The 25,101-nt window shown below is 66.4% G+C and carries 24 protein-coding genes; 17 read left to right on the top strand and 7 right to left on the bottom strand.

Annotated elements, in window-relative coordinates; genetic code table 11:
* The 3 genes from B0I00_RS15870 to B0I00_RS15860 are packed head-to-tail and all read left to right on the top strand — an operon-like array spanning window position 1 to window position 1,827.
* On the top strand, window positions 1-474 hold the full coding sequence (locus tag B0I00_RS15870; RefSeq protein ID WP_157812602.1) for a nuclear transport factor 2 family protein: 474 nt from the start codon (window positions 1-3) through the stop codon (window positions 472-474).
* Complete coding sequence (locus B0I00_RS15865; protein WP_100868391.1) at window positions 471-1,184, top strand: glutathione S-transferase N-terminal domain-containing protein; 714 nt, start codon at window positions 471-473, stop codon at window positions 1,182-1,184. The genes B0I00_RS15870 and B0I00_RS15865 overlap by 4 nt, the downstream gene beginning before the upstream one ends.
* 49 nt (window positions 1,185-1,233) lie before the next feature.
* Complete coding sequence (locus B0I00_RS15860; protein WP_100868390.1) at window positions 1,234-1,827, top strand: VOC family protein; 594 nt, start codon at window positions 1,234-1,236, stop codon at window positions 1,825-1,827.
* Between the two features lie 17 nt (window positions 1,828-1,844).
* Here B0I00_RS15860 and B0I00_RS15855 read toward each other — a convergent pair whose 3' ends face one another.
* Window positions 1,845-2,768 carry a DMT family transporter gene (locus tag B0I00_RS15855; protein WP_232730311.1) on the bottom strand — a complete coding sequence of 308 codons (924 nt, stop codon included), beginning with the start codon at window positions 2,766-2,768 and terminating at the stop codon, window positions 1,845-1,847.
* 130 nt (window positions 2,769-2,898) lie between these two features.
* Here B0I00_RS15855 and B0I00_RS15850 point away from each other — a divergent pair, with 130 nt between their 5' ends.
* From B0I00_RS15850 to B0I00_RS15830, 5 genes are all read left to right on the top strand, one after another.
* On the top strand, window positions 2,899-3,873 hold the full coding sequence (locus tag B0I00_RS15850) for an SMP-30/gluconolactonase/LRE family protein (protein ID WP_332870778.1): 975 nt from the start codon (window positions 2,899-2,901) through the stop codon (window positions 3,871-3,873).
* 176 nt (window positions 3,874-4,049) lie between these two features.
* Window positions 4,050-6,275, top strand: a complete 2,226-nt coding sequence (locus tag B0I00_RS15845) for a TonB-dependent receptor (RefSeq protein ID WP_198519279.1) — start codon at window positions 4,050-4,052, stop codon at window positions 6,273-6,275.
* Window positions 6,272-7,669 (top strand): spinster family MFS transporter, encoded by a 1,398-nt coding sequence (locus B0I00_RS15840; protein WP_100868388.1) that lies wholly within the window; start codon window positions 6,272-6,274, stop codon window positions 7,667-7,669. Before B0I00_RS15845 ends, B0I00_RS15840 begins: the two co-directional genes overlap by 4 nt.
* A complete protein-coding gene (locus B0I00_RS15835) occupies window positions 7,666-8,061 on the top strand; it encodes a nuclear transport factor 2 family protein (protein ID WP_100868387.1) in 396 nt (131 codons plus the stop codon). Before B0I00_RS15840 ends, B0I00_RS15835 begins: the two co-directional genes overlap by 4 nt.
* A gap of 16 nt (window positions 8,062-8,077) precedes the next feature.
* On the top strand, window positions 8,078-8,599 hold the full coding sequence (locus tag B0I00_RS15830) for a VOC family protein (protein WP_100868386.1): 522 nt from the start codon (window positions 8,078-8,080) through the stop codon (window positions 8,597-8,599).
* Window positions 8,600-8,615: 16 nt separating this feature from the next.
* On the opposite strand, the gene B0I00_RS15825 is transcribed toward B0I00_RS15830, so the two are convergent.
* Window positions 8,616-9,059, bottom strand: a complete 444-nt coding sequence (locus tag B0I00_RS15825; RefSeq protein ID WP_100868385.1) for a MarR family winged helix-turn-helix transcriptional regulator — start codon at window positions 9,057-9,059, stop codon at window positions 8,616-8,618.
* 195 nt (window positions 9,060-9,254) lie between these two features.
* Between B0I00_RS15825 and B0I00_RS15820 the strand changes: the two genes are divergently transcribed.
* The 5 genes from B0I00_RS15820 to B0I00_RS15800 all read left to right on the top strand — a co-directional run bounded on the left by B0I00_RS15820 (window position 9,255) and on the right by B0I00_RS15800 (window position 13,213).
* On the top strand, window positions 9,255-10,142 hold the full coding sequence (locus B0I00_RS15820; RefSeq protein ID WP_100868384.1) for an oxygenase MpaB family protein: 888 nt from the start codon (window positions 9,255-9,257) through the stop codon (window positions 10,140-10,142).
* A gap of 257 nt (window positions 10,143-10,399) precedes the next feature.
* On the top strand, window positions 10,400-11,035 hold the full coding sequence (locus B0I00_RS15815) for a PadR family transcriptional regulator (protein WP_198519278.1): 636 nt from the start codon (window positions 10,400-10,402) through the stop codon (window positions 11,033-11,035).
* Window positions 11,036-11,037: 2 nt separating this feature from the next.
* The gene (locus tag B0I00_RS15810) at window positions 11,038-11,358 is read left to right on the top strand and encodes a DUF2218 domain-containing protein (RefSeq protein WP_100868382.1); all 321 of its coding nucleotides are present in this window, start codon (window positions 11,038-11,040) and stop codon (window positions 11,356-11,358) included.
* Window positions 11,359-11,436: 78 nt separating this feature from the next.
* A complete protein-coding gene (locus B0I00_RS15805) occupies window positions 11,437-12,348 on the top strand; it encodes a glutathione S-transferase family protein (protein ID WP_100868381.1) in 912 nt (303 codons plus the stop codon).
* 91 nt (window positions 12,349-12,439) lie between these two features.
* Window positions 12,440-13,213: an enoyl-CoA hydratase/isomerase family protein gene (locus tag B0I00_RS15800; RefSeq protein WP_100868380.1), complete on the top strand. Its 774-nt coding sequence runs from the start codon at window positions 12,440-12,442 to the stop codon at window positions 13,211-13,213.
* A 24-nt stretch (window positions 13,214-13,237) separates the two neighbouring features.
* Here B0I00_RS15800 and B0I00_RS15795 read toward each other — a convergent pair whose 3' ends face one another.
* Complete coding sequence (locus tag B0I00_RS15795; RefSeq protein WP_100868379.1) at window positions 13,238-14,704, bottom strand: ATP-binding protein; 1,467 nt, start codon at window positions 14,702-14,704, stop codon at window positions 13,238-13,240.
* 113 nt (window positions 14,705-14,817) lie between these two features.
* Between B0I00_RS15795 and B0I00_RS15790 the strand changes: the two genes are divergently transcribed.
* From B0I00_RS15790 to B0I00_RS15775, 4 genes are read left to right on the top strand one after another with little or no spacing between them, the layout of a single operon-like run.
* A complete protein-coding gene (locus tag B0I00_RS15790; RefSeq protein WP_100868498.1) occupies window positions 14,818-15,243 on the top strand; it encodes an NAD(P)H-dependent oxidoreductase subunit E in 426 nt (141 codons plus the stop codon).
* Window positions 15,240-16,763 carry an NADH-ubiquinone oxidoreductase-F iron-sulfur binding region domain-containing protein gene (locus B0I00_RS15785; protein ID WP_100868378.1) on the top strand — a complete coding sequence of 508 codons (1,524 nt, stop codon included), beginning with the start codon at window positions 15,240-15,242 and terminating at the stop codon, window positions 16,761-16,763. Before B0I00_RS15790 ends, B0I00_RS15785 begins: the two co-directional genes overlap by 4 nt.
* Window positions 16,753-19,593: a formate dehydrogenase subunit alpha gene (gene fdhF / locus B0I00_RS15780; RefSeq protein WP_100868377.1), complete on the top strand. Its 2,841-nt coding sequence runs from the start codon at window positions 16,753-16,755 to the stop codon at window positions 19,591-19,593. The genes B0I00_RS15785 and fdhF overlap by 11 nt, the downstream gene beginning before the upstream one ends.
* Entirely contained in the window at window positions 19,593-19,868 is a 276-nt protein-coding gene (locus tag B0I00_RS15775) for a formate dehydrogenase subunit delta (protein WP_232730310.1), read from the top strand. The genes fdhF and B0I00_RS15775 overlap by 1 nt, the downstream gene beginning before the upstream one ends.
* A 4-nt stretch (window positions 19,869-19,872) precedes the next feature.
* Here the strand turns inward: B0I00_RS15775 and hutU are convergent, their stop codons facing one another.
* From hutU to hutI, 4 genes are read right to left on the bottom strand one after another with little or no spacing between them, the layout of a single operon-like run.
* Window positions 19,873-21,540: a urocanate hydratase gene (gene hutU, locus B0I00_RS15770; RefSeq protein ID WP_100868376.1), complete on the bottom strand. Its 1,668-nt coding sequence runs from the start codon at window positions 21,538-21,540 to the stop codon at window positions 19,873-19,875.
* Window positions 21,537-22,334 carry an N-formylglutamate deformylase gene (gene hutG / locus B0I00_RS15765; protein ID WP_100868375.1) on the bottom strand — a complete coding sequence of 266 codons (798 nt, stop codon included), beginning with the start codon at window positions 22,332-22,334 and terminating at the stop codon, window positions 21,537-21,539. Before hutG ends, hutU begins: the two co-directional genes overlap by 4 nt.
* Complete coding sequence (gene hutH, locus B0I00_RS15760; RefSeq protein ID WP_100868374.1) at window positions 22,331-23,857, bottom strand: histidine ammonia-lyase; 1,527 nt, start codon at window positions 23,855-23,857, stop codon at window positions 22,331-22,333. The genes hutG and hutH overlap by 4 nt, the downstream gene beginning before the upstream one ends.
* Complete coding sequence (gene hutI / locus B0I00_RS15755; protein ID WP_100868373.1) at window positions 23,854-25,050, bottom strand: imidazolonepropionase; 1,197 nt, start codon at window positions 25,048-25,050, stop codon at window positions 23,854-23,856. The genes hutH and hutI overlap by 4 nt, the downstream gene beginning before the upstream one ends.
* Window positions 25,051-25,101: the final 51 nt, after the last annotated feature.

The raw sequence follows: 25,101 nt of genomic DNA, 5'->3' as shown, positions 1-25,101 counted from the left end.
TTGCCGCTTGTCACGGGCGGGCCGGAGGCTCTGGTCGTCGGCTACGCCTGCGCGCTCGACCAGCGCGACTGGGCCGCCTTCCGTTCGCTGTTCGGCGAGAGGGTGCGGCTCGATTACGGGGCGATCGGTTCGGTTGTCGGGCCGATCGCCGCCGATCTGTGGACCCAGCGGTGCCGCGCGCTCGAGGGGTTCGACGCCACCCTGCACCGCATCACCAACATGCGGGTTACCCGGGCCGGCGATACCGCGGTCGTCGACAGCTATGTCGATGCGCTGCATTTCATCACGATTGGCAGGGTCGAGCTGGTCGGGCAGCTTGCCGGCACCTATCGTCACGAACTGGTTCGCGCCGCTAAGGACAGGTGGCAGATCGCCGCCTGCACGATTCGGGCGGCGGGCTTTCCCGGCGGACGCGTCGCCTTCGACCGCGCCTTTGCCGCTGCCCGCGCACGCAATTCCGGAGTTACCGCATGATCGACCTGCATTTCGTGCCCACGCCCAACGGCCACAAGATCTCGATCATGATGGAGGAAGTGGGACTGCCCTACACGGTCAAGGCTTACGACATGCTGGCGGGCGATCACCTGAAGCCAGAGTACCGCGCGATCAATCCCAACGCGCGCCTTCCGGCCATCGTCGATCTGGCGCCTGCTGATGGGGGCGAACCCTTCGCAGTGTTCGAAACCGGCGCAATTCTCGAATACCTTGCCGAAAAGACCGGGCAATTCATTCCGACGGACCTGCGCGGCCGCAGCCTGTGCCAGCAGTGGCTGGCCTGGCAGATCTCCGGCTTCGGGCCCAGCCACGGCCAGGCGCACCACTTCATCCGCTATGCCCCTTTGGGGCAGGACTACGGCGTAGCCAGATACCGCAACGAGGCGGAGCGCCTGTTGCACGTGCTCGACCGACGGCTGGGCGAGGCCGAATACCTTGCCGGGGACTATTCGATCGCCGACATGGCAACCTGGCCCTGGGTTCGCGCCACCCGCGCGATCGAGCTTAGCCTCGAACCCTTCGCCAATGTCCGGCGCTGGTTCGACGCGATCGGCCAGCGACCGGGCGTTCAGCGCGGGACTTCGATCACCAACGCGCCCAATCTGTCCAGCCTGCGGCCGCAGCTGAACGAGCAGCAATGGTCCAATCTCTTCGGCGAAAACATGCTGGCCAGTGCACGCGACGCTTGATCGTCAATCAAATTGACAGTATAAGCGCGGTCAAGAGAGGAGATTTGCCATGAGTGCCAATCGCAACGAAGTCTTCGAAATCCGCGGAGTCAACCATCTTGCCCTGGTCTGCAAGGACATGGCCCGGACGGTGGAGTTCTACCGCGACGTGCTCGGCATGCCGCTCACCAAGACGATCGACCTGCCGAACGGCAAGGGCCAGCACTTCTTTTTCGACATCGGCAATGGCGACAGCCTTGCCTTCTTCTGGTTCCCCGATGCGCCCGAAGCCGCACCGGGCGTGGCGGCCCCTTCTGCGCTGCCGACGCGCGGCAATATCGCCAGTGCGCACGGTTCGATGAACCACATCGCGTTCGACGTTCCGGTGGAGAAGTTCGACGAATATGCCGCTCGCCTGAGGGAGCGCGGGGTCGATGTGACCGACGTATTCAACCACGACAATTCGGAACGGCAGGCCTCGCCCGATGTGACCGACGACGTGTTCGTGCGCTCGATCTATTTCTTCGATCCTGACGGGGTCTGCCTCGAATTTGCGGCCTGGACCCACGCGCTGGGGCCCAAGGACATTGCTCATGACCCGGTTCGGGCCGACGGGACCAAGGCTGTCGGGGTGATCCTCAAGGATGCGATCACCGCCGAATGATCGCGAGGCGGCGGCGCCTAGAGCGTCGTTGCCAGCAACGCGAGAAGCGAACCGCCCGCGATCAGGAACAGGCCGATCACTTCGGCGCGCAGCGGTCGTTCGCCCAGCATGAGGTGTGACAGGACCACGGTAAAGACCAGCTCGATCTGGCCGAGCAGCCGGACCAGCGCGACCGGGGCCAGCGCGAAGCCGGTGAACCAGCAGGCCGAACCGACCGCCGAGAGAAATCCCACGACGCTCGATTTGCGCCAGGCCCCGACGACGGCGATCAGCGTTGCCGGCTCGCGCCTGGCGATCCAGCTCCCCTGCATGACGGCCTGAAGCGCCAGAACCACCGTCAGGGTGTACAACGCGGCGCCCAGCGGGTCGGCAATCCCGCACGCGACGGTCGCCGCTTTGACCAGAACGGCGGTCAGCGCAAAGGCCGTGGCAGCTCCAACGCCAAGGCGGGCGGCCGGTTCGGACAGCAGGGCCAGCGTCAGCGGACCCGATGCCTTATCGCGCAGGCTCAACGCCATCATCAGGATGCCGGTGACGCCCACGACGATGCCCAGCCAGGCCAGCGCCGGCAGACGTTCGTGGAGCAGAATGGCCGAGGCGATCGCGGCGATCAGTGCCTCGAGCTTGGACAGTGCCGTCCCGAACACGAAGCCGCGCCGGTGCGATGCAGCGATGAGCATCTGCGTTCCGAAGATCTGGGCGAGGCCGCCAAGCGCCGCGTAGCCCCAGAAAGCCATGTCCGGCCGGGGCAGCGGTGTGCCGGTCGTCAGGAACCACATCGTTGCCATCGCCATGGCAAAGGGCAGCGCATAGACATAGCGGATCAGTCCGGCCCCGTTGATGGTCAGCGATTGGCGTAAGCCGACCTGGATCGAACTGCGCAGCGCCTGGAATATCCCGGCGAGCAGCGAGGCCGGTATCCAAAATGCCGTCAGGCTCATCGCAACCAACCCACTCCAGTGGAGCCTCTCTCACTCCTGGTGCGATTCATTAGAAGGCTAAGTATTCTGCGCAAGTGGTTTCGAGCGCAGAGACGTGCCGTTCGTCAATTTGGTTGACAAGGCGGCGGCCATGACCAGACTGATCCCCAATCAGGACGGAACGGGAGAAATGCCGATGGGCGACGTGACGCTCGACATGGAAGTCGTGGCCGAAGGGCTTCTCTTTCCGGAAGGTCCGATCGCCATGGCCGACGGCAGCGTCCTCCTGGTCGAGATCCAGCGCGGCACGCTGAGCCGCGTGGATCCCGATGGGAAGGTAACCGTCGTGGCCGATCTCGGCGGCGGGCCGAACGGAGCGGCGCTGGGGCCGGACGGCGCGGTCTATGTCTGCAACAACGGCGGCTTCACCTGGACCGAAATCGCCGGAGCGCTGATCCCCAACGGCACCCCGGACGAATACGTGACCGGGTCGATCCAGCGGGTCGATCTCACCACTGGCGCAGCCAGCGTGCTGTATGACAAGGTCGACGGGCGGCCGTTGCGCGGGCCCAACGATCTGGTGTTCGATGCCCATGGCGGCTTCTGGTTCACCGACCATGGCAAGCCGCGCGCGGATCATTCGGAACACGGTGCGATCTGCTATGCCAGGGCAGATGGTTCGGCGATCGAACTGGCGATCGATCATCTCCACGGACCCAACGGCATCGGTCTCTCGCTCGACGGGACCACGCTTTATTGGGCCGAAACGCCGACCAGCCGCGTATGGTCGCGGCGGCTGACGGCACCCGGCAAGCTCGCGCCGCCCGACAACCCGCTGATGCCCGGCGAACTGGTCTTCGCGATGCCCGACTACCGTCTGTTCGACAGCCTGAAGATCGAACAGGGCGGGGCGGTTTGCGTCGGTTCGCTGGTCCAGGGCGGTATCGCGGTGATCTGGCCGGGCGGAGACTGGGACTTCGTCGCCTTGCCCGAAGTGGCGGTGACCAACCTGGCCTTCGGCGGCGGCGATCTGCGCACCGTCTGGGCCACGGCCTCGACCTCTGGCCGGCTTTATCGGATGCGGTGGCCGCGTCCCGGTCTGCGGCTCGAACATCAGGCAACCTGAACAGGCGCGCTTGTTGGCGCAGATTTGCGGATCGGTTTCAAATTCTGCATTCCACCGCAAATTGTGGTCAAATAAGTTGACAAACTACGTCAATCTAATTGATGTTCTTTGTACGGCTGAAGCCGGAAGCAAGCGGACCCTTCGATCAAATGAGGGCCGCTGGAGGAGAGGATACTATGCGCAAGCCGATGTTGCCGCACGCCTCGGTCACGACCCTGGCCATCGCCACCGCCCTGTTCGCGTCGACGGCCGTGTCCGCCGCGGCCCAGGATGCCGCCCGGGCCGACCCGGCTGCCGACGATTCCGATCAGGTCGCCGACATCATCGTTACGGCCCAGCGGCGGGAGCAGCGGCTGCAGGACGTCCCGGTTTCGGTCACGGCGTTCGATTCGGGCGCCTTGGAATCCCAGGCCGTCCAGAACCTGACTGACCTCAACGCCAAGACGCCCAACGTGGTGCTCGCGCCTGTCGGCGCCTATCCCTATGCCAGCGCCTTCTTCATTCGCGGGCTGGGTTTCGCCGACGTTGAATCGACCTTCGAACCGGCTGTCGGGGTCGAAATGAACGGCATTTACCTCGCCCGCAATTCGGGCGCGCTGCAGGACTTCTTCGACATCGAGTCGGTCGAAATCCTGCGCGGCCCGCAGGGTACGCTCTATGGCCGCAATACGATCGGCGGGGTGGTGTCGGTGCGGACCAAGCGCCCGGGTAAGGACGCCGGTGGGCAGATTATGGCGACGGTCGGCGATCACGGCCGCCGCGAACTGCGCGCTGCCCTCGAAACGCCGGTGGGCGATACCTTCGGCGTGCGCGTCTCGGGACTCTACAAGAACTACGACGGTTACAACTACAACGCGACGACCCAAAAGCGGGTGGGCGACAATGAGGTGTTTTCCGGCCGGGTGACCTTCGTTGCCGAGCCGAGCCCCGATTTCGAAGCCGCGCTGGTCATCGACTACGACCGCGAACGCGGATCGGGCGCGGCGTTCCGCAACGCGTCGCTTCCCGGCAACGTCTATTACCACTTCAGCCCCGACACCGGCACGCCGACCCCGGTGGTTCCGGCAGGCAACTCGGATCCTACCGACCCCTACACGATCTATTCGAACACGCCGCTGTTCGCCAAGCTCGACACCTGGGGCCTGGCCTTCAACGCGGACTGGCACCTGGGCGGAGCGACGGTGACCGCGGTTACCGGCTACCGCGAGTTCTACGACAAGGTTCAGAGCGACTACGACGCCAGCGCGCTCAACTTCTTTTCCGCCTATCGCGAACAGGATCACAACCAGTTCAGCCAGGAAGTGCGCATCGCGTCGGACGGCGCCAACATGATCGACTATGTGGCCGGGGTCTATTTCCTCAACCAGAGCTACGCGATCACCAACACGCAGACGGGCATAATCTATGGCGGGGCGGTCGTCCCTCAGATCGCCAGCCAGGCCAACAACGCCTATGCTGCGTTCGGCCAGATCGACGTTCACCCTGTCGAGGCGCTGACCCTGACCGCGGGCGGGCGCTACAGCTACGAGAACAAGACCTTCACCAACCGTCCCCTGTTCTTCCCAGTGGCGCGAACCTACAAGGCCAACTGGGACAATTTTTCGCCGAAGCTGGGCGTCAGCTACAAGGTTTCGCCCGACGTGATGGTCTATTCCAGCTGGTCGAAAGGGTTCCGCAGCGGCGGGTTCAATGGCCGCGCGGCCAGCTACACTTCGGCAGGTCCCTACGCGTCGGAAACCGTGTCGAGCCTCGAGGCCGGCTTCAAGTCGGACCTGCTCGATCGCCGCGTGCGCTTCAATATGGCGGCCTTCCGCGCCACCTACAGCGACATGCAGGTCGGTTCGCAGGGGCTGACCTCGGGCGGGGTCTACGAATCCATCGTGACCAATGCCGGCAAGGCGCGGATCGACGGGGTCGAAGCCGAAACCCAGATCGTGCTTGGCGCCGGCTTCCGCATCAACGCGAACGCCGCCTGGCTTAACGCGCGGTTTCTCGAGAACATGACCGACCTCACCAGCGACGGGGTCGACAACCCCACCGACAACAGCGATTTCCCGATCGCCTATGCCCCCAAATGGTCGGGTGCGGTCGGGCTGATGTGGGATCACGAAACCGGGTTCGGCAAGGTCAACGGGTCGGTCAACGCGGTCTATCAGGATGACCAGTACACTTCGGGCGGCGCGGCCAACCGGACCTCCAACGTCCAGATGCGCCCAGCAAACGTGCTGGTCGATGCGGCGCTGGGGATCGACCTAGCCGCGGGCATCCACATCGGCGGGTGGGTCAAGAACCTGCTCGACAAGACGGTGATCAACAACACCTTCGGTCTCGGTCCGCTCGGCTTCCTGCGCATTTACGCGCCGCCGCGCACCTTCGGTGTCGACGTCGGGTTCAAGTTTTGAACGCGATTCCGACCACGCGCGGATCCGGTAACTCCCATACCGGATCCGCGCTGACTCCACCGTCGCCGCGCGAGCGGCGCTGGGCGCTTGCCCTGCTGCTCGCCGTGGCGACGGTGGCCTTCATCGACCGCACGATCCTCAACACCGTCGGAGAAGCGGTGAAGCGCGACCTGCAGCTGACCGATCTTCAACTCGGCATCCTCGGCGGGGCGGCCTTCGCCCTGCTGCACGGCCTGCTCGGCATTCCCGTGGCCCGCCTGGCGGAACGCAAGAGCCGCGCGAAGATCATCGCCGTTGTGGTCGGCCTGTGGTCGGGCATGACCGCGCTGTGCGGCGTGGCCAGCGGCTTTGCCGGCCTGCTTGCCGCGCGCATCGGCGTCGGCATCGGGGAAGCCGGGGCGGGGGCGCCCTCGCAGTCGCTCCTGGCCGACTATTTTCCGCCCAACCGCCGTGCCACAGCTTTCGGGATTCTCGGGCTGGCAACGCCGCTCGGCATCATCATCGGCGCGATCGGCGGAGCAATTGTGGCCGAAGCGTTCGGCTGGCGTGCAGCGTTCCTGATCGTCGGCTTGCCTGGCCTCGCGCTGTCGGCGCTGGTCTGGCTGACGCTGAAGGAGCCGGCGCGCGGCCTGTCGGACGGCAAGCTGGCCGCCGAGGAAGCGCCGCCGCTCCGCGAGGTCGTGCGCACGCTGGCCGCGAGCCGCGCGTTCCGCTGCATTCTCGTGGCGGGGACGGTGGTCAACTTCGTCGGCTTTTCGGGGATGAGCTTTGCCCATCCGTTCTTCGTGCGCACCTTTCCCGTGGGCTATACCGAAGCGGCGGTGGCCTTCGCCCTGATCAACAGCGTGTCGCTCGCCGGCGGCTATTACCTCGGTGGCGCGTTGACCGACCGCCTCGGCAAGCGTGACGTGCGCTGGTACGGCTGGCTGCCGGCCGTCTGCATGATGCTGGCGGCGGTGACCTATGTCGTCGGTTTTTCGCAGACGACCTGGCTTGCGACCATCGTCCTCCTGACCCCGCCAGGTCTGTTTTCGGGCATGTTCTATGCGCCTACCTTCGCCATCACCCACAACCTGGTCGGGCCGCGAATGCGGGCTTCGGCCACCGCGATCCTCGCGCTGACCATGTCGATCGTCGGCATGACGCTGGGTCCCATCGCGACGGGCCTGCTGAGCGATGCCTTTGCCGCCGGCGCCTTTGCCGGTGATTATGCCTCGGCCTGTCCCGGCATGGGGACTGCCCTTGAAGCCGCGTGCAAGGTGGCCTCGTCGCACGGCCTGCGCCTGGCACTGATCTCGGTCTGCGCGTTCTATGTGGTCGCAGGGCTTGCCTTCCTCCGCGCGGCAGGCAGCCTGTCGACGGAACTGGCACATATGAAGGAGAGCGCGGCATGAGCGAGGAGAGCACGGTCCTGGCCGTGGCCGAACGGTTCTTTGCCGCGGTCGAGGCAGGAGACGCGGCGACGGTGCGCGACAGCTATGCACCCGACGTGGTGATCTGGCACGGCCACACCCGCCAGCAGCAGGACCGGGAAACCAATGTCGACACGCTGACCCAGTTCATCGCCCTGACCGGTGATCGCCGCTATACCGACCGCAAGCTGCGGTTCTTTCCGGGCGGCTTCGTGCAGCAGCACCTGCTTATCGCTACCAGCAACGGTGGCGCCGTGCTGGAGCTGCCGGCGGCACTGGTCTGCGAAGTCGCGGACGGGCGCATCACCCGGCTTGAGGAATATTTCGACAACGCGGCCGTGATAGAATGGTCGCAGGCCCCCAATTTCGCATGACAGGGAGTTCGGTGCGATGAAGACAATCGGCATCAACCACGTCGCGCTGGTTGCGCGCGATATGAAGGAAACGGTCCGTTTCTATACCGAAGTGCTACAGATGCCGCTGACCAAGACGGTGGAACTGCCGGGCGGCGGGCAGCATTTCTTTTTCGATTGTGGCGGCGGTTCGGCGATCGCCTTCTTCTGGTGGAAGGATGCGCCGCCGGCCGCTCCGGGCATCGCTTCGGTCAGGAAGTTCCCGAGCGATGACAAGACGGCGGTGGGATCGATGAACCACATGGCGTTTCACATGGCGGAAGACGAACTCGAAGCTTCGATCGCCCGGCTGAAGGAGCACGGGGTCGAGGTCATCCCGGTGGTCGTCAACCACGACGACAGCGAGCGTACGGTCTCGGCGGAAATGCACGACGGGGTGTTCATCCGTTCGGTCTATTTCACCGATCCCAACGGGATCATGATGGAGTTCGCCGCCAACACCAAGGTGCTTGGACCCGAAGACGTACGGCACGAGCCGGCGACGCTCGACGCTGGCTGACGGCCGGCGCTGCCGGTCAACGCTTGACCGGCACCACCGGCGGGCTTCCCCAGTCCATCTCGAAAGCTTCGCGCAGTGCGCGTACGCGGCGCTTGCCGATCCGCGCCTCCAGTTCGGCGACAAGCCCGTCGACGATCGCGTTGGCGTCGTTGTGCATCGCCATGCCCCGTTCGGCGAGGACGAGAATCTTGATCCGTCCGTCCTCGGGATCATCGACCCTTGCAAAAAACCCGGCCTCGACCAGCCCGTCGATGGTCGAATGCACCGCCTGGCGTGACAGCCGCAGCGCGCGGGCGATGTCGGCCGGGCGGTTGGTCCCGGTCAGGACGTGCATGATGACCATCGATTCCGAACGCGTCACCGGGGCCCATCCGGCTGCCTTCAAACTGCTCTGCAAGCCGTCGTCGAACCATTCGAACCCCTCCATCAGCGGGGTGATCAGATAGCGCGTCGGCTGCAAGAGCGTCTCCTCGAAGTCGTTTGCGCCGCGGCGCAGGTCTGGGCGACTTGTGCATCCTCGAACGCCGCTGTCAAAGCCAGATTGTCGTCGTGGTCCGTTCTGGTCAGCAGCGCAAAAGTCGTGATACGTTTCCCCAATCCGCTACGTACCTTTGGCGTGAGGGACGGGTTCGACACTTGAACACATGGGCAGGCGATGCAGGACACCTATCTAGGCACCCGGATCGATTTTTCCGGACCCTTGGGCGAACCGGCCCTGCTTGCCCCCGATTCCGTCCAGTGGCGGATCTACAAGAACCAGATCGCGCTGGGCATCGGCGGCATCGCCGCCGTCCTGCTGGAGTTTGCAGACGCGCGCATCCGTTCGGGGGTGTGGGATCATTCGACCTACAAGGCCGATCCGATCGGCCGATCCCGCCGCACCGGCACCGTCGCACTGCTGGCCTGCTATGGCCCGGCCAGCGCGGCGAAACAGGTGATCGGGATGGTCAACCGGATGCACGGCAAGGTGAAGGGCGAGACGCCTTCGGGCGAAAGATATCGCGCGCTTGACCCGGCCCTCCTCGACTGGGTGGCGGCGACGGCATCCTATGGCTTCCTCTCTGCCTACGACCGGTTCGTCGCCCCCTTGTCGGATGCCGACAAGGACCGCTTCATGCGTGACAGCGAGGCGATCGGCCGCGAATTCGGTGCGCGCCGCACACCCGCCTCGATCGCAGAGTTCATGGCAATGCTCGAAGAGCTCGAGCCGCGCTTCGAACCTCATCCGATCATCTTCGAATTCCTGGCCATCATCCAGTCGGGCGAGGCCGCACCAAGCATTCCGCGCTTTCTCCATCGCGCCGTAGCCCGCGCCGCGGTGTCGCTGTTGCCGCCATCGGTGCGTCGGCGGCTCGAGCTGGGCCGCGAATACGACCTGACCTGGCTCGACAACAGGATGCTGCGGCTGGCGGGCCTTGCGGCCGATCGGCACCGCGACCCCAATGGCGCACCCAGTCAGGCCGCCGTGCGGCTGGGGCTGCCGGCCGACTTCCTCTATCGCAGCGAACGCGAACAGCGTCGCCTGCTGGCCGCCGCAGGATAGGCCGAGCCAAAAAAATACCACGCCGGACCGGATGGTCGGCGTGGCGGGAAAGGTAGAAGACTCAACTGTCTTCGGGTCGCAGGAACACCATTACACCCAGGCCGATGCCGGCGCGAGCGCCGATTTCTGCTCATCCCGTAGCGGGACGGCTCCGGCAAATCCGGTTAACGCTTGGCGGCCAAGGGGGACGAGCGTTTGTATCGCACTGTTACAAGATATATCTTGAAACGGTCTATGTTTCTCTCTATTTCACCTTCATGACAATCAGACAGGAGAAAACCACGATGCGTGGATGTCACCGGGGCCGCAATCCGGCCCGTATCGCAGCCCTTGCTGCGGCTTTTGCCGCCGGCGGCGGCTTCGAGGGCCGCAGTCGCGGCAGGCATGGCGGCTTCGGCGGGCCCTTCGGCGAAGGTGGTGGCCGGCGCGGCAAGCGCTTTTCGGGCGATGAACTGCGACTGTTGGTGCTGGGACTGCTCGCGCAGGACGCGCCGCAGCACGGCTATCAGCTGATCCGCAGCTTTGCTGAGCGAAGCGGCGATGCCTACAGCCCCAGTCCGGGCGTGCTCTATCCGCTGCTCACCTTGCTGGCCGACATGGACCTTATCGCCGAACAGACCGACGAAGGCAGCGCTCGTCGCGCCTATGCGCTGACCGCCGCGGGCAAAGCGGAAGTCGCCGAAAAGCAGGCTGAAATCGACACCGCCTTTGCTCGCCTCGCAGCGATGGCCGACCAGGCGGGACGGGCCGACCCGGCGCCGGTGCGGCGGGCAATGATGAACCTGCGCACCGCAGCGGTCCAACGGATGACGACGGGCAGTGCCGATGCCGAAACGGCCTTTTCCATTGCCGAGATCCTGGACGAGGCGGCGCGGAAGATCGAACGGCTGTGAGCATGGCAACAAGCAGCACCGCTATCGTGCCGACCGATAAGGCCAGCCGCTATCTGCAGCAGTTGTGCAAGCACTGGGCCCACAACCTTGCCGTGACTTTCGACGAAACCCACGGCGAAGTGATTTTCCCCGGGAATGCTCGTGGGGCCGACTGGCCCGGCGACGCACGGTTCACGATGGACGCTGGCGACGGCGCCTTGACCTGCCGGATCGCGGCCTCGGCCCCGGGACAGCTCGACGGGCTCAAGGGCGCGGTCGAGCGGCATCTAGATCGCTTCGCCTTCCGCGAGGGCGAACTGGTCTTTGACTGGCAGGACGCCTGAACGACACCGAATCGGGCTTGATCAATCGGCCGCGCCTCCCGATCATGGCGCAAATGACGCGACAGGGAGTGGATCTGCGTGGCCGAAATCATCCTGCATCAATACGATACGTCGCCGTTTTCGGAGAAGGTCCGGCTGTGCCTCGGGATCAAGGGGCTGGCCTGGCGCGCGGTCGATCAGCCGGTCGTCATGCCCAAGCCCGATCTGGTCCCGCTGACCGGTGGTTATCGGCGCATCCCGGTGCTGCAGATCGGTGCCGACGTCTATTGCGACAGCGCCCTCATCGTGCGCGAAATCGACCGCCGCTTCGCAGGGCCGCCACTTTACCCAAAGGGATGCGAAGGCTTCACCGGAACGGTCGAGTTCTGGGCCGACAAGGGCCTGTTCCAGGCGGCGGTCATCGCCATTTTCGGCGCACTTGGCGACGCGGTCGATCCAGCCTTCATCAAGGACCGCGAAGCCTTGAGCGGACAGCCTTTCAACGTTGCGGCGATGAAAGCCATGGTGCCTCATGCCCTGTCCCAGATCCACGCCCATGCAGCGCTGCTGGCCCGGCAACTGGACGATGACCGTCCCTTCCTTGCAGGCGAAGTGCCCAGCCTGGCCGATGCGGCGGCCTTCTACAATTTCTGGTTCATCCGATCGTTCAGCCCGGGCGTGGCCGACAGCTTCCCGGCTTTGCCGCAGATCGATGCGTGGTACGACCGGGTGTCGGCGATCGGCCATGGCCAGCGTTCCGCCATGAGCCGGGACGAGGCGCTGGAGGTTGCTCGCACCTGCGAACCTGAAGCGCTCGGCGTCGTTGAAGGTGACAGGGGGCTGGTGGGCATCCCAGTCACCCTTTCGGCAACCGATTATGGCCGCGATCCTATTGCCGGCGTTTTCGCCGGATCGACCGCCTACAGCATGACGGTCCTGCGCGATGATCCGCAACTGGGCCGGATCGCGGTGCATGTGCCGCGCCTGGGCTATGCACTGAACGCCGGATAGCACCCCTCTTTTGCGATTGGCGACTGGAACGCCAGGGCAAGCCGCACTAGGGCGGTGGCGACAACAGGCAGAGTGGAGCAGGATACATTCCATGACCATCGAAGTAACCGCCACCAGAACCGGCCATATCGGCGAAATCCGCTTTGCAAAGCCGCCGTTCAACTATGCCTGCCCCGAACTGCTGCGCCAGATCGCCGACCGGATCGACGCCTTCGACGCCGATCCCGACGTGCGCTGCCTGCTGCTCTCGTCCGAGGGCAAGAGCTTCTGCGCCGGGGCCGACCTTGCCGGCGACGAGAGCATTACTGCGGCCAACGGGATGGATTCGATCTCGGATCTCTACAGCCAGGCGCTGCGCATCTTCGCGCGCAGGAAGCCGATGGTTGCCGCGATCCAGGGTGCCGCGATTGGGGCCGGCCTCGGCCTTGCGATGAGCGCCGATTTCCGCGTTGCCGCACCGGCCGCGCGCCTTTCCGCCAACTTCGTCCGGCTGGGCTTCCACCCCGGCTTCGGCCTTACCCACACGCTGCCCCGCGCGCTCGGCCAGCAGCGCGCGGCCTGGCTGATGCTGTCTGCCACCCGGGCCAAGCCCGACGATGCCCTGGCCTGGGGTCTGGTCGATCGCTTGTCGGGCGACGCCGACCTTATGGAGGTTTCGCGTGGCTTTGCCGGCGAGATCGCGGACAACGCGCCGCTCGCGCTTGTCTCGGTGCGCCAGACACTGCAGGCCGGCCTGATCGAGGATCTGCGCAGGACCCTGGCCCACGAACACCACGAACAGACCATTCTCAAGGCGACGGCCGACTATGCCGAAGGCGTCGCTTCGGTGTTCGAACGCCGCGAGGCCAATTTCACCGGCACGTGAGCAGGGCACCCGCCGCGCCTGGTTTCACGCCTCGAGCGGTTCGGTGGCAAGCCCGAGTTCGGGGATGGTGACCGAGCGACGGCCGCTGAAGTCGGTGCGGACCACGATCAGCCCCGCCTTCTCGTAGTGATCGAGCAGGCGGCGGATGCGGCCGGGCGAGCTTGTGCCATAAATCCGCGCCAGTTCTTCGTCGTCAGGGCAGGGGAGGCCCTGCTGCGCCGCGCCGGCGATGGCCAGGAACGGGGCAAGGAGATCGTCGGCCAGCGCCTTGCCGACGCGCAGGATGTCGCTCCACGGCGCCTTGTGCGGATCGCTTACGCCGGCCACGGCCATGGCGAAGCGGCGGCGGAACTGTGCCATGTCGACCTGTCCCGCGGTCAGTCGCTGCATCCGGCAGCGCACCGCAAAATCCTGAAACAGCGTGGCGGCGGGCTGAAAGGTGCAACCTTCTTCCGCGGCCATGTCGGCCAGGATACGGTCGACGGCAGCATCGATTTCGGTTTTCGAGGGACCGAACAGGACGGGCTGCTCGACCTCTTCCTCTTCCACATCGTGCGCGCTCGCCATTCGATCGATCAGTTCGTCCGCTGCGGGCTGGGGCGACGGCGGCGAAGGTTCGGGAACGTCCTCGTCCAGATGTAGCCCTGTATGGAGCAGCGCGTGAAGATCGTCGGCCGAGGCGGTCGGCGGCGGGCCCAGCTTGGGCGCGGCGGTCTTCACCCCGGTGCGCACCGTGCCGATCCTGACCGCCACCGGGCGGCGGCTGATCGCCGGACCCAGGCCCAGGAACTCGCCCCGGGCCAGGTCGCGGATCTGTTCGGCCTGGCGGCGTTCCATGCCGAGAAGGTCGGCGGCGCGGGCCATGTCGATGTCGAGGAAGGTGCGCCCCATCAGGAAGTTCGACGCTTCGGCCGCCACGTTCTTGGCCAGCTTGGCAAGGCGTTGGGTGGCGACGATCCCGGCCAATCCGCGCTTGCGCCCACGGCACATCAGGTTGGTCATGGCCGAGAGACTGAGGCGGCGCGCTTCGTCGCTCACCTCGCCGGCCACGGCGGGGGCAAACATCTGCGCTTCATCGACGACCACGAGGGCAGGAAACCACTGCTCGCGGGGGGCATCGAACAGCGCGGAGAGGAATTGCGCCGCGCAGCGCATCTGCGCTTCGATCTCGAGACTGTCGAGCACCAGCACGACCGAGGCGCGGTGCTCGCGCACTCGCCGGGCCAGCCGGGTCAGCTCGTCTGCCGAATAGGCCGCGCCGTCGACCACGATGTGGCCGAACACGTCGGAGAGCGACGCGAAATCGCCTTCGGGGTCGATCACGACCTGCTGCACGATCCCGGCGCTTTCCTCGAGAATCCGGCGCAGGAGATGCGACTTGCCCGAACCGCTGTTGCCCTGCACCAGCAGGCGGGTGGCCAGCAATTCCTCGATGTCGATGGTGACCGGCTTGCCGCGTTCGTCGGTGCCGATTTGGATCAGTGCGCTCACGCGGCCGGGATTACCGGTGGCAGGCCCATCCGTCCAAGCGCGCCAGGCGGGTTTTCCATAGATTTGGGCAGGCCGCACTTCTATTGCGTCAGGGCAAGGAAGAAGATGACACGGTGACTACCGGACCGCGACTGGACGAGATTTTGGCCGCGCACGCGGGGCGCGACGGCGCCTTGCTGCCGATCCTGCATGACGTGCAGGCGGCATTCGGCTGCGTCGATGCGGGGGCGGAGGCCGAGGTCGCCAAGGCGCTGAACCTCAGCAGGGCCGAGGTCCACGGCGTGGTCAGCTTCTATCACGATTTCACGCCGTCGCCCGATCCGCGCCCCGAGGTGCAGATCTGCCGGGCCGAGGCCTGCCAGGCGCGCGGAGTCGAGGCTCTGGTCCTGGCCGCCGAGGCGGCGGCGGGATCGCGGGTGCGGTTGAAAACGGTCTATTGCCTGGGCCTGTGCAGCGTCGGGCCCAGCGCGCGAGTGGGCGATACGCTCCATGCGCGCCTGGACGAAGCGGCGCTGGTCGCGCTGGTGCGCGGCGCATGACAGTGGTGCGGATCAGCGACGACGCGCTGGCGCTTGCCTGCGGGGCCGATGCCGTGGCCGAGGCCTTTGCCAAGGCCGGGTGCACGGTGGAGCGGGTCTCGTCGTGGGGGATGCACTGGCTCGAACCGCTGGTCGAGGTGGACGGGCTGGGCTTCGGCCCGGCGACGCCTGTCGACGTTGCGGCGATCCTTGCCGGCAGCAGCGCCAAGGCGATCGGGCCGATTGCCGATCATCCCTTCATTGCCAGGCAGCAGCGGCTGACCTTCGCGCGGGCGGGGCGGACCAGGCCGCTCAGCCTCGACGACTACGCCGCGACCGGCGGCTGGGCGGGGCTGGATCGGGCGCGCCGAATGCCTGCGGCCGATGTCGTGGCAGAGATAATGGGGTCAGGCCTGCGCGGCCGAGGCGGGGCGGGCTTCCCTGCGGGGATCAAGTGGCGGACCGTCGCCGAGGCGCCCGGTGCCCGGAAGTACGTGGTCTGCAACGCCGACGAGGGCGACAGCGGCACCTTTGCCGACCGGATGCTGATGGAGGGCGATCCCTTCGCCTTGCTGGAAGGCATGGCGATCTGCGCCCATGCCGTGGGGGCTAGCCGCGGCTACATCTACGTGCGCAGCGAATACCCCCATGCCATAGCCAAGCTGAACGCGGCGATCGGGCTTGCCGCCGCGCGCTTGGCGCCCTTCGTCGTCGAGGTGCGCGTCGGCGCGGGCGCCTATGTCTGCGGCGAGGAAACCAGTCTGCTCAACTCGATCGAGGGCAAGCGCGGCGAGGTGCGGGCCAAGCCCCCGCTGCCGGCGCTGGAAGGGCTGTTCGGCTGTCCCACCGTCGTCAACAACGTGCTGACGCTGGCCGCCGTGCCACATATCCTGCACGAGGGCGGTGCTTCGCTTTACGACAGCCTCGGCGTTGCCCGCTCAAAGGGCACCATGCCGATCCAGATCGCCGGGAACGTCAAACGGGGCGGCCTGTTCGAAACCGCCTTCGGGATCACGCTGGGCGAGCTGGTCAACGACATTGCCGGCGGCACGGCATCGGGACGACCGGTCAAGGCGGTTCAGGTCGGCGGGCCGCTCGGCGCCTATCTCCATCCCGACCAGTTCGGCTTGCCGTTCGACTACGAGACCTATGCCGCAGCCGATGCACTTGTCGGCCACGGCGGGATCGTGGTGTTCGACGACAGCGCCGACATGGGCGCCATGGCGCGCTTCGCCTTCCAGTTCTGCGCGGCGGAAAGCTGCGGCAAGTGCACCCCCTGCCGGATCGGCGCGGTGCGCGGCGCCGAACTGATCGATGCGATCCGCAGCGGCAGTCCGCGTGGACCCGATGCGGTCGAGCGCGCCCCCCAAATGCACAACGCGCCCAAGGCCGGGCGGACACGGGCAGAGCAACTTGGTCTGCTCGAGGATCTGTGCGACACCATGCAAAGCGCCAGCCTTTGTGCGCTGGGCGGGTTTACGCCCTATCCGGTGCGCAGCGCGCTGAAGCACTGGCCAGAGGATTTTGGCGATGGGCTATGAATCGCAGGCTGATTTCGGCACGCCCGAAGCGGCGGGCACACCGGTCACCCTGATGATCGACGGGCGCGCGGTGACCGTACCCGCCGGCACCAGCGTGATGCGTGCGGCAAGCGAATGCGGGGGCTCGATTCCCCGGCTCTGCGCCACCGACAGCGTCAAGGCGTTCGGATCGTGCCGGCTGTGCCTGGTCGAGATCGAGGGGCAGCGCGGCACGCCCGCCAGCTGCACCACGCCGGTGGCCGACGGCATGGTGGTGCACACCCAGACCCCGCGGCTCGACAAGTTGCGCAAGGGGGTGATGGAACTCTACATCTCCGACCACCCGCTCGATTGCCTGACCTGTTCGGCCAACAACGACTGCGAATTGCAGGATGCCGCCGCGCAGGTCGGCCTGCGCGACGTGCGCTATGGCTATGAAGGGGCGAACCACCTCGGGCTCGCCACGGATACCTCGAACCCCTATTTTGACTTCGACCCGTCGAAGTGCATTGCCTGCTCGCGCTGCATTCGCGCCTGTGACGAGGTGCAGGGCACCTTCGCGCTGACGATGGACGGGCGCGGCTTTGCCTCGACGATCAGCGCGGGCCAGGCCGGCGACGATTTCATGGCAAGCGACTGCGTAAGCTGCGGCGCCTGCGTCCAGGCCTGCCCGACCGCGACGCTCAACGAAAAGGCCATGGCCGCGATCGGCAAGCCCGAGCGCAGCGTGGTCACCACCTGCGCCTACTGCGGGGTGGGTTGCACCTTCCGCGCGGAAATGCGCGGCGAGCAACTGGTGCGGATGGTGCCGTGGAAGGACGGCAAGGCCAACCGCGGACACTCCTGCGTCAAGGGGCGCTTTGCCTGGGGCTATGCCAACCACCGCGACCGCATCACCACGCCGATGGTGCGCGACAGCATCGACCAGCCGTGGCGCGAGGTAAGCTGGGACGAGGCGCTGGGCTTTGCTGCGGAACGGCTCAAGGCGATCAAGGCGCAGTTCGGACCAGGGGCGCTCGGCGGGATCACCTCCAGCCGTTGCACCAACGAGGAGACCTACCTCGTCCAGAAGCTGGTTCGCGCCGGGTTCGGATCGAACAACGTCGATACCTGCGCGCGGGTGTGCCATTCGCCGACCGGTTACGGCCTCAAGACCACCTTCGGAACCAGCGCCGGGACGCAGGACTTCGACAGCGTGATGGCGGCCGATGTCATCCTGGTGATCGGCGCCAACCCCACCGACGCGCACCCGGTCTTCGCCAGCCGGATGAAGCGGCGCCTGCGCCAGGGGGCCAGGCTGATCGTTATCGACCCGCGGCGGATCGACCTGGTCAAGAGCCCGCATGTCGAAGCGGCGTATCACCTGCCGTTGCAACCCGGCACCAACGTCGCGGTGCTGACTGCCATGGCCCACGTCATCGTGACCGAGGGACTGGCCGACGAAGCGTTCATCGCGGCGCGCTGCGATGCCGACGAATACGGCGACTGGGCGGCCTTCGTCAGCGAGGTTCGGCATTCGCCCGAGGCTCTGGAGCCGGTCACCCGCGTGCCGGCGGCCGACCTGCGCGCGGCGGCGCGGCTTTTCGCCACCGGTGGAAACGGAGCGATATATTACGGGCTGGGCGTCACAGAGCACAGCCAGGGCAGCTCGACCGTGATGGCCATCGCCAACCTTGCCATGGTCACCGGCAACATCGGCCGGCCGGGCGTCGGCGTGAACCCGCTGCGGGGTCAGAACAACGTCCAGGGCGCCTGCGACATGGGCAGCTTCCCGCACGAACTGCCGGGCTATCGCCACATCTCTGATGCCGAAACCCGAGCGCTGTTCGAGAGGGACTGGGGCGTCACGCTCGATCCCGATCCCGGGCTGCGCATCCCCAACATGCTCGACGCGGCGCTCGATGGCTCGTTCCGTGCGCTCTACGTGCAGGGCGAGGATATCCTGCAGTCCGATCCCAACACCCGCCATGTCGCGGCGGGCCTAGCGGCGATGGATTGCGTGATCGTCCACGACCTGTTCCTGAACGAAACCGCCAACTACGCCCACGTTTTCCTGCCCGGCAGCACCTTCCTCGAAAAGGACGGCACCTTCACCAACGCCGAACGCCGGATCCAGCCGGTGCGCAAGGTGATGGAGCCGGCCAACGGCATGGCCGACTGGGAAGTGACCCAGGCGCTGGCCAACGCGCTGGGCCTTGGCTGGGCTTACACGCATCCGGCGGAGATTCTCGAGGAAGTCGCGCGGCTTACACCCAGTTTTGCAGGCGTGTCCTGGGAACGGCTCGACCGCGTCGGATCGCTCCAATGGCCGGTCAACGCAGCCTTCCCGGATGGCGCGCCGGTGATGCATGTCGATGGCTTCGTGCGCGGCAAGGGCAAGTTCGTCGTCACCGAATATGTGCCGACCGACGAGAAGACCGGCCCGCGCTATCCGCTGCTGCTGACAACCGGCCGCATCCTCAGCCAGTACAACGTCGGCGCGCAGACCCGGCGCACCGACAATATCGTCTGGCATGAGGAGGACCTGCTCGAAATGCATCCGGCCGATGCCGAGAACCGCGGCCTCAAAACGGGCGACTGGGCGCGCCTCGCCAGCCGCACCGGCGAGACGACGCTGCGCGTCACGGTCACCGAGCGGGTCGCGCCGGGCGTGGTCTACACCACGTTCCACCATCCCGCGACGCAGGCCAACGTGGTGACCACAGACTATTCCGACTGGGCCACCAACTGCCCGGAATACAAGGTCACCGCCGTCCAGGTCCTGCCCAGCAACGGGCCTAGCGACTGGCAGGAAAGCTATGCCAGCTGGTCCGAGAAGAGCCGCCGCATCGTGGCCGAGCCGGCCGAATAATGGACGAGACCAAGCTTGTCCGCATGGCGAACGACATCGCCCGCAACTTTGCCGCCCAGCGGCACGAGGACGCGGTCGCGGCGGTGGCCGATCACATCACCATGTTCTGGGAACCGCGTATGAAGGCTGGGCTCTATGCTGCTGACCGAAAGGCACTTTTGCCCTTGGCGGCCGAAGCCGTGGCGCTGCTTGAACGCGGCGCAAAGGTTCCGTCCCAGACCCGAGCGACGCGATTCAACGCCGCCGACGAAAGCCACCGCTCCGACGGGGCCTGAGCCGTCAGCCGAGAATCCCCGGCAGGTCCAGGCCCTTGTCGCGCGCGCAATCCCTGGCGATGTCGTAGCCGGCATCGGCGTGGCGCATGACGCCGGTGGCGGGATCGTTCCATAGCACCCGTTCGAGCCTCCGGGCCGCCTCGCGGGTGCCATCCGCGACGATGACCATACCTGCGTGCTGCGAGAAGCCCATGCCGACTCCGCCGCCGTGATGGAGCGACACCCAGGTCGCGCCGCTTGCGGTGTTGAGCAGCGCGTTCAGGAGTGGCCAGTCGCTCACCGCATCGCTGCCGTCCATCATCGCTTCGGTCTCGCGGTTGGGGCTGGCGACCGAGCCGGAATCGAGGTGATCGCGCCCGATCACCACCGGCGCTTTCAACTCGCCCTTCGCGACCATCTCGTTGAAGGCAAGGCCGAGCCGGTGGCGGTCGCCAAGGCCGACCCAGCAGATCCGCGCCGGCAGGCCCTGGAACTTGATTTTCTCGCGCGCCATGTCGAACCAGTGGTGGAGGTGCGCGTCATCGGGCAGCATTTCCTTCACCTTGGCGTCGGTCTTGTAGATGTCTTCGGGATCGCCCGACAGCGCGGCCCAGCGGAACGGGCCGATCCCGCGGCAGAACAGCGGGCGGATATAGGCGGGAACAAAGCCGGGGAAGGCAAAGGCATCGGCCACGCCCTCGTCGAAGGCGACCTGCCGGATGTTGTTGCCGTAGTCGGTGGTCGGAACGCCCGCCCGCTGGAAATCGAGCATCGAGCGGACATGGACCGCCATGCTGGCCTTGGCCGCTTTGGCCACAGAAGCCGGATCGCTTTCGCGCGCCGCGATCCACTGGTCGACGCTCCAGCCGATCGGCAGGTAGCCGTTGACCGGATCGTGGGCGCTGGTCTGGTCGGTCAGCAGGTCCGGGCGAATGCCGCGGCGGTACAGCTCGGGCAGCACCTCGGCCGCGTTGCCGAGCAGGCCGACCGAGATCGGCGTCTTCGCCGCGCAGCTTTCCGCGATCAGGTCCAGCGCATCGTCGATCGAGGTCGCTGCCTTGTCGAGGTAGCCAGTGCGCAGGCGCATCTCGATCCGGCTCGGCTGGCATTCGATCGCCAGGCACGAGGCGCCCGCCATCACCGCCGCCAGCGGCTGCGCGCCGCCCATGCCGCCAAGCCCGGCGGTCAGCAGCCACTTGCCAGCAAGGTCGCCGCCGTAATGCTGGCGGCCCATTTCGACGAAGGTCTCGTAGGTGCCCTGCACGATCCCTTGCGTGCCGATATAGATCCATGAACCGGCGGTCATCTGGCCGTACATGGCCAGGCCCTTCCTATCGAGCTCGTTGAAGTGCTCCCAGGTCGCCCAGTGCGGGACGAGGTTGGAATTGGCGATCAGCACGCGCGGGGCATCGGCGTGGGTGCGGAACACGCCGACCGGCTTGCCCGACTGGACCAGCAGGGTTTCGTCATCGCCGAGGCGGCGCAGGGTGTCGACGATCCGGTCGAAACTTTCCCAGTCGCGCGCGGCGCGGCCGATCCCGCCATAGACGACCAGTTCCTCGGGCCGTTCGGCCACGTCGGGGTGCAGGTTGTTCATCAGCATCCGCAACGCAGCCTCGGTCAGCCAGCTTCTGGCGGTACGCTCGGTGCCGATGGCGGGCCGGATCACGCGGCTGTTGTCGAGTCGGGTCATGCGGAGCCTTTCGCGAAATCGAGGCACGCGGTCAGCACCGCGCGAAGGGTGGGGAGTGCCGGAGGCAGGTCGAGCAGCGGGGCCGGCCAGTTGTCCGGCTTCACCGTGGCGGGTTCGGCCATGTAGCCGCGCATGGCCAATTCCATCTGGATGGCGTGGACGCCCCGGTCAGGCTGGCCGTAATGGCGGGTCGTCCAGCCGCCCTTGAAGCGTCCGTCGACGACGCTGTCCTGACCGCAGCAGGCGGCGACGGTCTCGGCCAGTTTCGGCGAACAGCTTGCCCCGGAATTGGTCCCGATGTTGAACTGCGGCAGTTCGCCATCGAACAGGCGCGGGATGCGACTGCGGATAGAATGGGCGTCATAAAGCACCACTTTTCCGTGACTTGCACGCAATCGTTCGAGTTCGCCGGCAAGTGCGGCATGATAGGGGTCGAAGAAGGTGCGGCGGCGCCAGGCGATCTCGTCCTCCTCGGGATCGTAGGCGCGGTAGAGCGGCTCGCCGTCGAAGGTGGTGGTCGGGCACAGTTCGGTCGTCGCCATGCCGGGGTAAAGCGAGGCACCCGAGGGATCGCGGTTGACGTCGATCACGCTGCGGCTGACGGCGGTTGCCACCGTGGTTGCGTCCATTTCGCGGGCGAAGGCATAAAGTTCCGCGATCCACCAGTCGGCGTCGCGGCGGGCCAACCAGGGCGAGACGAAGCGGTCCTCGATGCCGCCCAGTTCGGTCCCGCCATGTGGAAAGGCGATGACCAGCGGTGCCTCGCCGCGCTGGACCGTCAGCCAGTCGCTCACGCCACACCCGGCAGGCTGGCGACCGCCGCGACCAGCGCGCCGCTGCGCACCAGGGCACAGGCGGCTTCGATGTCGGGGGCGAAATGGCGGTCCTCGTCGAGCGCGGGTACGGCGCCGCGGAGCAGTGCGTGGGCCGCCTCGAGCGTATCGCTTGAGCGCAGCGGGCGGTGGAATTCGATCCCCTGCGCCGCGGCAAGCCATTCAAGCGCGATGACGGCCTCCACATTGGCGGCCATCGCGTGCAGCCGTCGCGCGCCGTGAGCGGCCATCGAGACGTGGTCCTCCTGATTGGCGCTGGTCGGGATCGAATCGACGCTGGCCGGGTGCGCGAGGCCCTTGTTCTCGCTGACCAGGGCGGCGGCAGTCACCTGCGGGATCATGAAGCCCGAATTGAGGCCGGGGTGGGGGGTGAGGAAAGCGGGCAGGCCCGACAGCGCCGGATCGACCAGCATGGCAAGACGCCGCTCGCTGATCGAGCCGATCTCGCACAGGGCGATCGCGATCATGTCGGCGGCAAAGGCGACCGGCTCGGCGTGGAAGTTTCCGCCCGACAGCGCTTCGCCGGTGTCGGTGAAGATCAGCGGGTTGTCGCTGACGCCGTTGGCCTCGGCCTCGAGCGTCGCGGCAGCCTGGCGCAGCAGGTCGAGGCAGGCGCCCATCACCTGCGGCTGGCAGCGCAGGCAATAGGGATCCTGCACGCGCAGATCGTCCTCGAGGTGGCTCGCGCGGATCGCGGAGGCCGTCATCAGGCAGCGCAGCGCCGCCGCCGTCTCGATCTGGCCAACGTGCCGGCGCAACGCGTGGATGCGCGGGTCAAAGGGAGTGTCGCTGCCCTTGGCGGCCTCGGTCGAAAGTGCGCCAGTGACCAGCGCCGATTGCAGCGCGCGTTCCGCCGCGAAAAGGCCGGCCAACGCGTTGGCGGTCGAGAACTGCGTGCCGTTGAGGAGGGCGAGACCCTCCTTGGGGCCAAGCTCGAGCGGCTTGAGGCCAATGCGGGCAAAGGCCTCGGCCACGGCCATGCGCTCGCCCTTCAGCCACACCTCGCCGACTCCGATCAGCGGCGCGGTCATGTGGGCCAGCGGAGCAAGGTCGCCGCTGGCGCCGACCGAACCCTGACAGGGCACCACCGGGATGACGTCATGGGCCAGCATCGCCTCCAGCAGAGCGATGGTCTCGGGCCGCATGCCCGATGCCCCCTGGGCGAGGCTGGCGAGCTTCAGCGTCATCATCAGGCGCACCACGGGGGCGGGGCTGGGATCGCCGGTGCCGGCGGCATGGCTCAGCACGATATTGCGCTGGAGCGCGGCGAGATCGGCGGCCGCGATCCGCACCGAGGCGAGCTTTCCGAAGCCGGTGTTAATCCCATAGACGGCGTCGCCGCGCGCCAGGATCGCCTCGACGGTTGCGGCGCTTTTCGCGATCGCCCCGGCCGATCCCGGATCGAGGGTGGCCTGAGCTCCGTGATAGATCGCCCGCCAGTCGGCCAGCGACACCTGGCCGGGTGTCATCACGATCATAGTCATTGTCCACTCCACACACGGGCATGGAGCGGGTTGAAGCCCATGCGGTAAACCAGTTCGGCGGGCATCTCGACGTTCCAGATGGCAAGGTCGCAGCGCTTGCCGGCTGCAAGCGTGCCAAGGCACTCGGAAAGGCCGAGCGCGCGCGCGGCCTGGACCGTCACGGCGCGCAGGCATTCCTCGACCGTCAGGCGGAACAGGGTGGCGCCCATGTTCATCGCCAGCAGCAATGAAGTCAGCGGCGAAGTGCCCGGATTGCAGTCGGTGGCCAGCGCGATCGGCACGCCGGCGTCGCGCAGGGCGTCAACCGGCGGAAGTTTGGTTTCACGGCAGAAATAGTAGGCGCCGGGCAGCAGGACGGCTACGGTTCCGGCGTTGGCCATGGCCTTGACCCCCGCCTGGTCCAGATGCTCCAGGTGGTCGGCCGACAGCGCCCCGAACCGCGCGGCGAGGGCTGCCCCGCCAAGGTTGGAAAGCTGCTCGGCGTGAAGCTTGACCGGAAGGTTCGCGGCGCGGGCAGCAGCGAAGACGCGCTCGATTTGCGGCGGCGTGAAGCCGATCCCCTCGCAGAACCCGTCAACCGCGTCGGCCAGGCCATCTGCGGCGATGCGCGGGATCAGGTCATTGCAGAGCATGGCAATGTAACCATCGGCATTGTTAGTATATTCCGGCGGCAAGGCGTGGGCGCCAAGGAATGTCGTGCAAACGGTCACACGGCGATCCTTCGCCATGCGCCGCGCCGCGCGGAGCATGGCGATCTCGCTTGCCGCGTCGAGCCCGTAGCCCGACTTGATCTCGATGGTGGTGACCCCTTCGGCGATCAGGGCGTCGAGCCGGGGCAGACTGTGTGCAACCAGTTCGTCCTCGCTTGCAGCGCGGGTCGCTTTCATGGTCGAGACGATCCCGCCGCCGGCGCGTGCGATTTCCTCGTAGCTGGCGCCGGCAAGCCGCAACTCGAACTCGCGCGCGCGGTTGCCGGCATGGATCAGATGGGTGTGGCAATCGATCAGCCCCGGGGTGATCCAGCGTCCCTCGCAGTCGATGAATTCCGCGCCCGGTGTCGGCGGCAACGCATCGCGCGGCCCGGCATAGGCGATCGTTCCGTCCGCGCTGGCAATCGCGCCATCTTCGACCACGCCAAGGCCGTCGCCGGTCATCGTGGCGAGGCGGGCGTTGGTCCAGACATGGTTGATCATGGGCTGCGACTCCTCTCGCTGCCGACTATTGCAGAGGTACCATTTAATGTA

The organism is Novosphingobium kunmingense (assembly GCF_002813245.1).
GTDB classification, from domain to species: Bacteria; Pseudomonadota; Alphaproteobacteria; order Sphingomonadales; family Sphingomonadaceae; genus Novosphingobium; species Novosphingobium kunmingense.
Note: the sequence above shows the minus strand (reverse complement) of the source record. Positions and strands in the feature narration are given on the sequence as shown.